Consider the following 12,325-nt stretch of genomic DNA (forward strand, 5'->3'; position numbering starts at 1 on the left):
TGGCAATGCTTGATAAAGGTGCCCACATCGCGCAAAACCCATGAGCAACGCCTACGGAGACCAATATGAAACCGGTCGAAATCTATACTTCTCCCCTTTGCGGCTTTTGCCACGCGGCAAAGCGCCTTTTGACCCAGAAGGGGGTGAGCTTTTCTGAAATTGATGTGCTCGCCGATCCTGATCGCAAATCGGAGATGATCCAGCGCGCCAACGGGGGCCGCACGGTACCACAGATCTTTATCGGCGAGATCCACGTCGGAGGCTGTGACGAGCTTTATGCGCTAGATCGCGCAGGTAAGCTCGACCCGTTGTTGGCGGCCTAATCTGATGGTGCGCGCGGCCCTTTTGCAGATGTGCTCCTCTGATATGCCAGAGGAAAACCTCGCGACGGCGCGTGACATGATTGCGCGCGCCGTTATGGAGGGGGCGGAGTTTGTTCTCACGCCAGAGGTGACCAACTGCCTGTCCACCAGTCGGACACATCAGCGCGCCGTTTTGCACCTTGAAGACGATGATCCGACACTTGCGGGGTTGCGTGACGCTGCTGCGCGCCATGGGATCTGGCTCTCTATTGGGTCGATCGGGGTGAAAACTGAGGATGCGGATGGCCGTTTCGCCAATCGACAGTTCCTGATCTCGCCCACCGGTGAAATCTCTGCACGTTACGACAAAATCCACATGTTTGATGTGGAGGTCACACCAGAGGAAACATATCGCGAATCTGATGGCTATCGGCCCGGAACCCAAGCGGTGGTCGCCGATGCAGGCTTTGCCAAAGTTGGCATGACCATCTGCTATGACGTTCGTTTCCCGGCGTTGCATCGCCGTCTTGCCAAGGGCGGTGCGGAGATTCTGACCGCGCCTGCCGCTTTTAGTCATGTCACAGGAGCTGCGCACTGGCACAGCCTGTTGCGCGCACGGGCGATTGAAACCGGCTGTTTTGTGCTGGCTGCGGCGCAGACCGGTGTTCATCCAACGAGTCGAGGTGCGCGCCGCCAAACTTACGGTCACTCCCTTGCAATTGCGCCTTGGGGGGAGGTTTTGGCCGATGCAGGCACTGAAGTCGGCAATACCTACGTTGACCTTGATCTCGAAGCGGTGAAAAAGGCACGCAAACGCGTCCCTTCGCTGAGCCATGACCGGGAGTTTGACGGACCCTGATGGATGAGAATCATTCCCTTGCCATTTCGCTGTTCAGCGAAATCCTGATGGCGGACCAATTGGCCCGCGCCCGGCTGGGGAAAGCCTTGCCCAAGGGGATGGAACTGTCGCATTTTTCGGTGCTCAACCATCTCGCCCGAGCGGGGCTGGAGCGTTCTCCGGCGCAGCTGGCGAAGGCATTTCATGTCACGCGCGGCGCCATGACGAATACGATCAACAAGCTCGAGGTGGCAGGCTATGTGCATGTGCGCCCGGACTGGGACGATGCGCGCCGCAAAATGGTTGCGATCAGCCCCGCAGGTCGCAAAGCGCGCGATGCGGCGCTGGCCTCAATCATTCCGATGATTTCCGAAGTGGTGACCGAACTGGGTGGAGACCGAGTGCGTGCGGCGCTTCCCATTTTGCGAGAATTTCGCGGAAAACTCGAAATCGAGGACTGATCTCATTTCACGACCCGAATGAAAAAGAGCGCTGGTTAATTCCAGCGCTCTTTTAAATTGGTGGGGCCGTGAGTGGTGTGAGTGCGTCCCCAATTACACGCTTCGCGACATGCTCATCACGAGTGGAGCGTCGTACCGAGCCAAAGTGGAAACGTGTTGATATCCACATTAATTCAGGTGCGCAGTTCCACACAACGGTGCGATGGGATGCGTGAGTATACTAAAGTATATGGGCGCAAATCACGCAAGCCGCAGAATGAATTTTTCACCATATATCGTTGCAGCTTTATTGAGACGACTGCGATTTTGTGCTTGCCGTTACGTAATTCACGCTGAGATCACGATCAGATATCGACCATTTCCACAGGATTGGATTGAAGACGAAACCCTTGCGGTCCACGGGATTGAGGCCCGCGTTTTGCAGCAGTTCAAACAACTCATCCGGTGTAATGAATTTCGACCATTCATGCGTGCCACGCGGTAGCCAGCGCATGACGACCTCTGCTCCGAAAATTGCCATGGCGTAGCTCTTTGGGTTGCGATTGATCGTAGAGCAAATTTGCAATCCTCCCGATTTCAGCAGCTGCGCAGTCGCTGTCAAATAGCTGAGCGGATCAGCCACATGTTCGACCACTTCCATGTTGAGCACCACGTCAAAGGCCTCTCCGGCGTCTGCAAGAGCCTCGGCAGTGGTGTGGCGATAGTCGATTGTGAGTCCGGACTGTTCTGCATGGATTCGGGCTACCGGCAAGTTACCTTCTGCCGCGTCCGCGCCGACGACTTCAGCGCCAAGGCGGGCCATTGGTTCGCTCAACAGGCCACCACCGCACCCGATGTCAAGAATTCTCAAGCCAGCAAACGGAGCATTCGTGGTCAGATCACGGTCAAACTCTCCGGCGATCTGACGTGTAATATAGTCGAGACGGCATGGGTTTAGCATGTGCAGGGGCTTGAACTTTCCGTTCGGATCCCACCATTCAGCCGCCATCGCCTCGAATTTGGCGATTTCGGAGGGGTCAACCGTGGACTGTTGCGCTTGCATTCCTGTCTCCGTGTGTTTTCTTGTGAGTTCAGAGGATAATTTAGGTCAGTAATGGACAAATACCCGGATCAAAAGCGCGCAGTGCAGTTTCTCTATCCGCCGATCGAACCCTACGATCAGCGGATGCTGGACGTGGGGCAGGGGCACCGGATTTACATGGAGCAATGTGGGAACCCCGACGGGGTGCCGGTGATTGTCTGCCATGGAGGGCCCGGCGGCGGTACCAGCCCGGCAATGCGGCGTTATTTTGATCCTAAGGTGTATCGTATTATTCTGTTCGACCAACGCGGATGTGGTCGCTCCCGACCTTATGCGTCCTGTGAGGATAATACGACATGGCATCTGGTCGCGGATATGGAACAGATCCGCGAGCTTTTGGATATCGACTCGTGGATGCTCTTTGGCGGCAGTTGGGGGGCGACGCTGGCGCTCATTTACGCGCAAACACACCCTGATCGCACGACACAACTGATCCTGCGTGGGGTGTTCCTTATGACGCAGGCGGAGTTGGATTGGTTTTATGGCGGTGGCGCGGGTAAATTCTGGCCTGAAACATGGGCAAGATTTACCGATCTTGTACCAGAGGATGAGCGGCACGATCTGATTACAGCCTATCACAAACGCCTGTTTTCCGGGGATCGCGACGAAGAAATACGGTTTGGCAGGGCGTGGTCTGCGTGGGAGAATGCGCTGGCGTCTGTGTATTCGAACGGTGTTTCGGGTGAGAGCCCCGGAGATTACGCACGCGCATTCGCAAGATTGGAGAATCATTATTTCTCTAACGCCGGTTTTTTGCATATGGATGGCCAGATTCTCGCCAATATGGGGCGTATTGCCCATATTCCCGGTGTGATCGTTCAGGGGCGCTACGACATGATTTGCCCTCCGGAAGCGGCACACAGCATCCATCGGGAATGGCCTAATTCTGATCTGATCATGGTACGAAATGCCGGGCATGCGCTTTCCGAGCCGGGGATCAGCGCGGCACTTGTTCGCTGCATGGATCAGCTGGCAGAGGATCTGGTGGTATGAAGCGGCTTGATCGTCGTGCGCTTTTTGCCAGTGGTGCGGCTGCTGCCTTGCTGGCAGCAACGGGTGCAGGGATGGCGCAGACGCCGCGTCGTGGGGGAACGTTGCGTGTCGCGGTTCCGCGCGAGGGTGCGTTTCTGGCGCGTGTTGCGCGCGCCGCCGTTTATGACCAGCTCACCGAAGTGGCTCCGGATGGGGTGCTGAGAGGGGAACTCGCGACCGGTTGGCGCAGCGATGAGACCGCGCGCCGCTGGGAGTTTCGTCTGCGTCAGGAGGTATCATTCCACGATGGGCGGTTGATGACCGGGGCAGATGTTATCGCGTCAATCGAGGCGCATCTGCTCACTGGTGAATTGCAAATTTCGGGGCTGCGCAGTCTTGATCTTTCTTCAACGGGCGATGTTGTGTTTGATCTTGCAGACGGGAGCCCGCATCTACCGTATCGATTGGCGGATACTGGCTTGGTGATCGCGCCGGACGGCGATGTCTGTGCCGCTCTCGCAGATTTGAACGGAACGGGACTTTATCGGGTGGATCGTGCGCAGGACGAGCGCCATTTTCGTGCCCGTCGGACTGAAGACAATTACAGGTCAGAGATTGCAGGCTGGCTAGATGCGCTGGATTTGATCGTGATCCCTGACCCCTCTGTTCGGGCAGAAGCGCTGCGCGACGGGTTTGTTGATGTGGCCGCCCTGCCAGTGACAAAGGGTTTGCAGGGACAGTTCCATTTCCACCCTTCAGATGATGATGTGGCCCTGGCTGCGGCGAAACATGTGGGTTTGCCGCCGCGCATTTCTGCCCGAGCACCGCTGGATGATTACCGCATTGCGGAAAGGTGGTGGATGGCCTGATTCGGGGCTGATGTGGATGGGGTGATGCAGGTGTATCGCGTAAAATCGCCCCCCGCCCCAACGCAGTGATTCGCCGGGACAATTCGGCAGGGAAGGCGCATCAGGAGGAAACACTTGCCAAACGATGCGCACGCGCGTATATCCACGCTCAACAGCGGCGCGTCGGGCTCTGGTCCTGAGGCACCTTTGATTGATTTCGACGGGCCGCGGGCCCGTTTTTTTGTGTTTGGAGGTCTGATGACCAACGACCTGATAGCCAAAGCCGCGATTGACCGCCGCCTAGCCGAGATTATCACACCGGTGATCGAGGATCTGGGCTATGAGCTGGTCCGTATTCGGTTGATGTCTGGCAAAGCCACGACGCTGCAGATCATGGCGGATCGTCCCGATGGTGGGATCGAGGTGGATGATTGCGCTGCGATCTCTAACGCTGTGAGCGCGACGCTCGATGTCGAAGACCCGATCCTTGATGCCTACACGCTTGAGGTCTCCAGCCCTGGAATTGACCGTCCTTTGACGCGTCTCAAGGACTTCGACATGTTCGAAGGCTACGAGGCAAAACTGGAAACCGCTGATCTGATTGATGGCCGCCGTCGCTTTAAGGGTGAACTGGCAGGTATTGAGGACGACGAGGTCCTGATCAACATCGAGGAACACGGTGAGACCGTGACCATCGGTTTGAAATTCGACTGGCTGAGTGATGCAAAGCTGGTTTTGACCGACGACCTTATCAAGGAAATGCTGCGCCAGCGTAAGGCCGCTGGTGTTCTGAACGAAGACGCCTTTGACGACATCGAGACCGAAGGGTCCGCAGAAGGGACCGCAGGGTCCGAAGAGGAGAACAAGTAATGGCTATCACCTCTGCAAACCAGCTGGAGCTGTTGCAAACCGCCGAGGCCGTGGCACGTGAAAAGATGATCGACCCCAATCTGGTGGTCGAAGCGATGGAAGAATCCCTCGCCCGTGCCGCAAAGAGCCGCTACGGCAGCGAGATGGACATTCGTGTCTCCATCGACCGTAAAACCGGCAAGGCGACCTTCACCCGTGTGCGTACCGTGGTTGAGGACGAGGAACTGGAAAACTACCAGTCCGAACTGACCGTGGCGCAAGCCAAGCAATATATGGAGAGCCCCTCCGTCGGCGATACCATCGTTGATGAGGTTCCCCCGGTTGAAATGGGCCGGATCGCAGCACAATCGGCCAAGCAGGTTATTCTGCAGAAGGTACGCGAAGCTGAGCGCGATCGTCAGTACGAAGAGTTCAAGGACCGCAACGGCACCATCATCAACGGCGTCGTCAAGCGCGAGGAATACGGCAACGTTATCGTCGATATCGGTTCCGGCGAAGGTATCCTGCGTCGCAACGAAAAAATCGGCCGCGAAAGCTATCGCCCCAACGACCGTATCCGCTGCTTCATCAAGGATGTACGTCGCGAGCCGCGCGGCCCGCAGATCTTCCTCAGCCGTACCGCGCCGGAATTCATGGCCGAGCTCTTCAAAATGGAAGTGCCGGAAATCTATGACGGCATCATCGAGATCAAGGCTGTGGCCCGTGATCCCGGTTCGCGCGCAAAGATCGCCGTTGTGTCTTATGACAACTCGATTGATCCGGTCGGTGCCTGTGTGGGTATGCGCGGGTCTCGTGTGCAGGCGGTTGTGAACGAACTGCAGGGTGAGAAGATCGACATCATCCCGTGGAACGAAGATCAGCCAACCTTCCTTGTGAACGCGCTGCAACCTGCGGAAGTGTCCAAGGTGGTTCTGGACGAGGAAGCTGGCAAAATCGAAGTGGTGGTTCCCGACGAGCAACTGTCGCTCGCCATTGGCCGCCGTGGTCAGAACGTGCGTCTGGCGTCTCAGCTGACGAACCTCGATATCGACATCATGACGGAAGAAGAAGAATCCGCACGTCGTCAGAAAGAATTCGAAGCACGCACCGCGCTGTTTATGGAGACCCTCGATCTGGACGAGTTCTTTGCCCAGCTGCTGGTTTCCGAAGGCTTCACCAACCTCGAAGAGGTTGCCTATGTAGAGCTTGACGAGCTGCTGGTCATCGACGGCGTCGATGAAGGCACTGCCGAAGAGCTTCAGGCGCGGGCCCGTGACTACCTCGAAGCGCAAGCCAAGGCGGCACTCGACAATGCGCGCAGCATGGGCGCTGAGGACAGCCTTATTGACTTTGAGGGCCTGACACCCCAGATGGTGGAAGCACTCGCGAAGGACGATGTGAAATCGCTTGAGGACTTCGCAACTTGCGCCGACTGGGAACTGGCGGGGGGCTGGACCACTGTCAATGGCGAGCGTGTGAAGGACGAAGGTATTCTCGAACCCTTCGATATGAGCCTTGAAGAGGCGCAAAATCTAGTGATGACGGCACGCATCATGCTCGGCTGGGTGGACCCGGCAGAACTTGAATCCGATGCCGAAGATCTCGAGGAAGAAGCCGAAGGAGAAGCGGAAGCCTGACCGGCTTCCCTGCTCTGAGGAGATGTGAATGACCCGTGGTGGTGCAGAAAAATCCCGTGCTGACGGGCCAGAACGGAAATGTCTCGCTACCGGCGAGACACAGCCCAAGGCCGGGCTGATCCGTTTTGTGCTGGGGCCTGATAATCAGGTCTATCCCGATGTAATGGGAAAGCTGCCGGGTCGTGGAGTCTATGTCTCCGCCACGAAGGCGGCGCTGGAACAAGCGGTAAAGAAGAAAATCTTTGCACGCGGATTCAAGTCGCAGGTGACGGTTCAGGATGGTCTGGTCGACGAAGTGGAGCGGCTGGTGCTGCGCCGGTTGGTTGACCTGATCAGTCTTGCCCGCAAGTCGGGAGATGCCGTGGGTGGTTACGAGAAGGTCAAGGATTGGTTGGACAAAGAAGAGGCCCGGGTTCTGATCCAAGCCTCCGACGGGTCCGGGCGAGGGAAGTCAAAACTGAGCACGCCGCACCGCGGCAAATACATCGGATGCATGACGGCAGACGAGCTTGGGATGGCTTTTGGGCGTGAAACTGTCATACATGCCGCGCTCGCCTCTGGTGGACTCAGCCAACGTGTTGTAGAGGAAGCCCAGCGATTGCAGGGTTTGCGCGAAAAGGGCGGCATCGGCCGCACGGAAGGATAAAGAGCTTTATGAGCGATAGTGACGGCAAAAAGACATTGGGTCTTCGTGGTAGCGGGTCTCGACCCGGCAATGTGAAACAGAGCTTTAGCCACGGTCGGACCAAGAATGTTGTGGTGGAAACCAAGCGTAAGCGCGTGGTTGTCCCCAAGCCGGGCGCAGGCAAAGGCGGCGCCGGTGGCGTTGCTGCCGGCGATGCTTCGCGGCGCCCTGCTGGTATTTCTGATGCGGAAATGGACCGCCGCCTGAAGGCACTTCAGGCAGCGAAGGCGCGCGAGGCCGATGAGGCCGCCCAGCGTGAGGCCGAAGAGAAGGCCCGCGCCGAAGAGCGTGAGCGCCGCCGTGCCGAACAAGAGGCCAAAGAGCGCGAACAGCGCGAGGCCGAAGAAAAGGCACGCCAAAAGGCCGAGGAAGAAGAGCGCAAACGTCAGGAAGAAGCGGAAGCCGCCAAAAAGCGCGCCGCTGCCGACAAAGCTGCCGCTGCTGCGCCCAAAACTGACGCAAGCGCCGCGCCTGCCGCGCGCCCTGCACCCGGTGGCGGTGCGCCGAAACCTGCGGTGGGCCCTCGTAAGGCAGAGCGCGAGCGCGAAGAGCGTGGTCGTGGTGCCAAGGGCCGTAACGACGGTGGACGCCGTTCTGGTAAACTGACCCTCAGCCAGGCAACTGGTGGGGAAGGTGGACGCCAGCGCTCCGTTGCATCCATGAAGCGCAAGCAAGAGCGCGCCCGTCAAAAAGCCATGGGTCAGGTTGAGCGCGAAAAGATCATTCGCGACGTGCAACTGCCCGAAGCCATTGTGGTCTCCGAATTGGCAAACCGCATGGCAGAGCGTGTGGCTGACGTGGTGAAGTCGCTCATGAACATGGGCATGATGGTCACGCAGAACCAAACCATCGATGCTGACACCGCTGAGCTGATCATCGAAGAGTTTGGCCACAAGGTTGTTCGTGTTTCCGATGCTGACGTTGAAGACGTCATCAAGGAAATCAAAGACAAAGAAGAAGATCTGCAATCGCGTCCGCCGGTCATCACCATCATGGGTCACGTTGACCATGGTAAGACCTCGCTTCTGGATGCGATTCGTGACGCTAAGGTTGTTGCAGGCGAAGCAGGCGGTATCACGCAGCACATCGGGGCCTATCAGGTCAAAACCGATAGCGGCGCGGTTCTGTCGTTCCTTGATACACCCGGCCACGCGGCCTTCACCTCCATGCGCTCCCGTGGTGCGCAGGTGACGGATATCGTGGTTCTTGTGGTCGCTGCCGATGATTCGGTCATGCCGCAAACCGTCGAGGCGATTAACCACGCCAAGGCTGCTGGTGTTCCGATGATCGTTGCGATCAACAAAGTCGACAAACCTGCTGCGGACCCGAACAAAGTGCGCGCAGAGCTGCTGCAGCACGAGGTTATCGTTGAGGCGATGTCCGGTGAGGTTCAGGACGTAGAAGTCTCTGCCCACACTGGCCAAGGCTTGGATGAGTTACTCGAAGCGATTGCGCTGCAGGCAGAAATTCTCGAACTGAAAGCTAACCCGAACCGTGCGGCACAGGGTGCAGTGATCGAAGCACAGCTCGACGTGGGCCGTGGTCCGGTTGCAACCGTTCTGGTTCAGACCGGTACACTTCGTCAGGGCGACATCTTCGTTGTGGGTGAGCAGTACGGTAAGGTCCGTGCGCTGATCAACGACAAGGGCGAGCGCGTTCAGGAGGCAGGACCTTCGGTTCCGGTCGAGGTTCTGGGTCTCAATGGTACGCCGGAGGCAGGTGACGTTCTGAACGTGACCGAGACCGAAGCTCAGGCGCGCGAGATTGCCGAGTACCGCGAACATGCGGCCAAGGAAAAACGCGCTGCTGCTGGTGCGGCGACCACGCTCGAACAACTGATGCAGAAGGCCAAGGATGACGAAAGCGTCTCCGAACTGCCGATCCTTGTGAAAGCTGACGTGCAGGGCTCCGCCGAGGCCATCGTCCAGGCGATGGAAAAAATCGGCAACGACGAGGTTCGCGTGCGCGTTCTGCACTCCGGTGTGGGCGCCATCACCGAGACCGACATCGGCCTCGCCGAAGCGTCTGGCGCGCCGGTCATGGGCTTTAACGTCCGTGCCAATGCGTCCGCGCGCAACACCGCCAACCAAAAAGGCGTGGAGATCCGGTACTACTCGGTGATCTATGATCTTGTGGATGACGTCAAAGCGGCTGCTTCCGGTCTGCTCTCGGCAGAGATCAAAGAGAACTTCATCGGGTATGCCGAGATCAAGGACGTCTTCAAAGTGTCCAACGTCGGCAAAGTAGCTGGCTGTTTGGTCACCGAAGGTGTGGCACGCCGCTCCGCCGGTGTCCGTTTGCTGCGCGACAACGTGGTGATCCACGAAGGCACGCTGAAAACCCTGAAGCGCTTCAAAGACGAAGTATCCGAGGTTCAGTCGGGTCAGGAATGCGGTATGGCATTCGAGAACTACGATGATATCCGTCCGAAAGATGTCATCGAGATCTTCGAGCGCGAGGAAGTTACCCGCACCCTCGACTGATTGTGATATCAGATCAAATATCAAAGCCCCGGTCCGAAATGGCCGGGGCTTTTTCGTTGCAAAACCTACTCTTAATCAGATCGCTGCCTCTGAGGTGATGTCTTGATTCTAAGGCGGTACAATAAAAAAACCGAAGACGATGCTGCCAGCCTCGCCTTCGGTTGTGAGTTTACGTTCCCGGTATTGGAGCTGCCGTAGCCTTTGCGCCGGGAACGTCTGTATTGTCTGCCCTGACAACACATCTGCTGATAGATTGTCCCGCGAGTAGCGGTGAACGAGGTGTTCTGACACGTATCCGATGTCAAACCATGAGGTGCTGCCACATGAGTTCGGATATCTAAACCTTAAAGGTTGTTCTGTTCTGAGTGATCCTGCATCCCGATGAAAACACGTTCAGGTTGCCGGAAAATGGTTAACAAAAGGTTTCGACCAGCACCGGGTGTATCTACATATAGAAAACCCCAGACCTAACCTAATAGATCTGGGGTCGTATTGATGAATTAACGATCTCAGCAGCTTCAGAGCCAGTCTCGTAGAATTGGGATCAGTGGAATGTCCGCGGGGGGCATAGGATAGTCCCGCAACTCTTGCGGACGGGCCCATTTCAGCACCTGACCTTCGCGTGCCTGCGGAATGCCTTCCCATTTTCGGCAGGCAAAAAGCGGCATCAACAAGTGGAACTTCTCATAAGAGTGGCTCGCAAAGGTTAGTGGGGCAAGGCAGCTGGACCAGGTGTTGATACCAAGCTCTTCCTGTAGCTCGCGAATCAAGGCGACCTCAGGGGTCTCTCCTTCCTCGACTTTGCCACCGGGAAACTCCCACAGCCCCGCCATGGATTTGCCTTCTGGGCGCTGTGCGAGAAGGATACGGCCCTCAATATCAATGAGCGCCACCGCAGAGACCAGAACGACCTTTTTCTGTTCGCTCATGACCGATAGTCCGCATTGATGGTGATGTACTGATGGGTCAGATCGCAGGTCCAGATGGTTGCAGTTCCATCACCCAGCCCAAGATCTACTTTCAGCGTTATCTCTTCTTTCTTCATCTCTGCTGTGCCCAGTTCTTCTTTGTAAGAAGGGGCGACCCAACCTTTTTCAGCCACGAGAACATCACCAAAAGAGATCGACAGCAGATCGCGGTCTGCCTTGGCGCCGGATTTCCCAATCGCCATGACGACGCGGCCCCAGTTGGGGTCTTCGCCCGCGATCGCGGTTTTCACCAGCGGAGAGTTTGCGATAGCCAGACCGTGGATCTTGGCATCGGCATCGCTCGCGGCACCCGTGATCTGGATTTCAACGAATTTGGTCGCACCCTCGCCGTCGCGCACCACCTGATGAGCCAGGTCCAGCATGACGCCTCGCAGGGCCTCAGTAAAGGCAGGGTGATCAGTGGCATCCACGCCCGAAGCTCCTGTTGCGCAGAGCATCAGGCTATCGGATGTTGAGGTATCGCTGTCGACGGTGATGCTGTTGAACGAGGTATCGTTCTCTGTGGATAGCAGGGCCTGCAGCCTGCCCTGATCATAGACTGCATCGGTGAAGATATAGACCAGCATCGTTGCCATATCCGGAGCGATCATGCCAGATCCTTTGGCGATCCCTGCGATCTTAACAGGCGTGCCGTCAATATCGACAGTCGCAGCAGACCCTTTGGGGAAGGTGTCCGTGGTCATGATTGCCTCGGCGGCGTCTTTCATTGCCGAGGCAGACAGAGCACCATTCAACTCGTCTAGTTTGGACAGGATACGGTCGTGGGGCAGGGGTTCACCGATCACGCCGGTTGAGGCGGTAAACACGCGATCCTGCGGCAGCCCGGTTTTATTGGCAACGGCGGCAGTGATCTCCGCTACCGAGGTTTGGCCGTAGTGGCCGGTAAAGGCGTTGGAATTGCCGGAGTTGACCAAAATGGCAGCACCTTGCTCGGTGTTGCTGCCTAGCTTGGCCTGACAGTCCAGAACCGGAGCCGAGCGCGTTGTGGAGCGGGTGAACACACCGGCGACCGATGTACCGGGGTCCATCACCGCCAACATGACATCCGTTCGGCCCTGATAACGCACCCCAGCTGCGGTGGATGCGAAACGCAGACCACCGATTTCCGGCAGAGCGGGAAAAGTGGCGGGGGCAAGCGGAGAGCGGGGCAGGGTTTTTGCCATTTTGGTCTTCCAGTTTG

12 protein-coding genes are annotated in these 12,325 nt (G+C 57.3%); 9 read left to right on the plus strand and 3 right to left on the minus strand.

The features are described from left to right. Window positions 1-65 precede the first annotated feature (65 nt). From grxC to K529_RS14800, 3 genes are read left to right on the plus strand one after another with little or no spacing between them, the layout of a single operon-like run. Entirely contained in the window at window positions 66-323 is a 258-nt protein-coding gene (grxC, locus tag K529_RS14790; protein WP_005618799.1) for a glutaredoxin 3, read from the plus strand. 4 nt (window positions 324-327) lie between these two features. Continuing rightward, a complete protein-coding gene (locus K529_RS14795) occupies window positions 328-1,161 on the plus strand; it encodes a carbon-nitrogen hydrolase family protein (RefSeq protein WP_080929561.1) in 834 nt (277 codons plus the stop codon). Continuing rightward, complete coding sequence (locus K529_RS14800) at window positions 1,161-1,601, plus strand: MarR family winged helix-turn-helix transcriptional regulator (protein WP_005618801.1); 441 nt, start codon at window positions 1,161-1,163, stop codon at window positions 1,599-1,601. Before K529_RS14795 ends, K529_RS14800 begins: the two co-directional genes overlap by 1 nt. Window positions 1,602-1,887: 286 nt before the next feature. On the opposite strand, the gene ubiG is transcribed toward K529_RS14800, so the two are convergent. Continuing rightward, on the minus strand, window positions 1,888-2,643 hold the full coding sequence (gene ubiG, locus K529_RS14805) for a bifunctional 2-polyprenyl-6-hydroxyphenol methylase/3-demethylubiquinol 3-O-methyltransferase UbiG (protein ID WP_005618803.1): 756 nt from the start codon (window positions 2,641-2,643) through the stop codon (window positions 1,888-1,890). A gap of 51 nt (window positions 2,644-2,694) precedes the next feature. Here ubiG and pip point away from each other — a divergent pair, with 51 nt between their 5' ends. From pip to infB, 6 genes are all read left to right on the plus strand, one after another. Beyond that, entirely contained in the window at window positions 2,695-3,675 is a 981-nt protein-coding gene (gene pip, locus K529_RS14810) for a prolyl aminopeptidase (RefSeq protein ID WP_005618804.1), read from the plus strand. Continuing rightward, window positions 3,672-4,523, plus strand: coding sequence for an ABC transporter substrate-binding protein (locus tag K529_RS14815; RefSeq protein ID WP_005618805.1), 852 nt, complete (start codon window positions 3,672-3,674; stop codon window positions 4,521-4,523). The genes pip and K529_RS14815 overlap by 4 nt, the downstream gene beginning before the upstream one ends. A 237-nt stretch (window positions 4,524-4,760) precedes the next feature. After that, the gene (gene rimP, locus K529_RS14820; protein ID WP_039983425.1) at window positions 4,761-5,372 is read left to right on the plus strand and encodes a ribosome maturation factor RimP; all 612 of its coding nucleotides are present in this window, start codon (window positions 4,761-4,763) and stop codon (window positions 5,370-5,372) included. Next, window positions 5,372-6,988, plus strand: a complete 1,617-nt coding sequence (gene nusA / locus K529_RS14825) for a transcription termination factor NusA (protein WP_005618810.1) — start codon at window positions 5,372-5,374, stop codon at window positions 6,986-6,988. The genes rimP and nusA overlap by 1 nt, the downstream gene beginning before the upstream one ends. A gap of 28 nt (window positions 6,989-7,016) precedes the next feature. Then, window positions 7,017-7,634, plus strand: a complete 618-nt coding sequence (locus tag K529_RS14830; protein ID WP_005618812.1) for an RNA-binding protein — start codon at window positions 7,017-7,019, stop codon at window positions 7,632-7,634. Between the two features lie 8 nt (window positions 7,635-7,642). Beyond that, window positions 7,643-10,156 (plus strand): translation initiation factor IF-2, encoded by a 2,514-nt coding sequence (gene infB / locus K529_RS14835; protein ID WP_046002034.1) that lies wholly within the window; start codon window positions 7,643-7,645, stop codon window positions 10,154-10,156. A 518-nt stretch (window positions 10,157-10,674) separates the two neighbouring features. Here the strand turns inward: infB and mutT are convergent. Further along, window positions 10,675-11,085 carry an 8-oxo-dGTP diphosphatase MutT gene (mutT, locus tag K529_RS14840; RefSeq protein WP_005607784.1) on the minus strand — a complete coding sequence of 137 codons (411 nt, stop codon included), beginning with the start codon at window positions 11,083-11,085 and terminating at the stop codon, window positions 10,675-10,677. Further along, window positions 11,082-12,308 carry a bifunctional glutamate N-acetyltransferase/amino-acid acetyltransferase ArgJ gene (gene argJ / locus K529_RS14845; RefSeq protein WP_005607787.1) on the minus strand — a complete coding sequence of 409 codons (1,227 nt, stop codon included), beginning with the start codon at window positions 12,306-12,308 and terminating at the stop codon, window positions 11,082-11,084. Before argJ ends, mutT begins: the two co-directional genes overlap by 4 nt. Window positions 12,309-12,325 lie beyond the last annotated feature (17 nt).

It is taken from the genome of Tritonibacter mobilis F1926 (assembly GCF_000376545.2).
Classification (GTDB): Bacteria; Pseudomonadota; Alphaproteobacteria; order Rhodobacterales; family Rhodobacteraceae; genus Epibacterium; species Epibacterium mobile.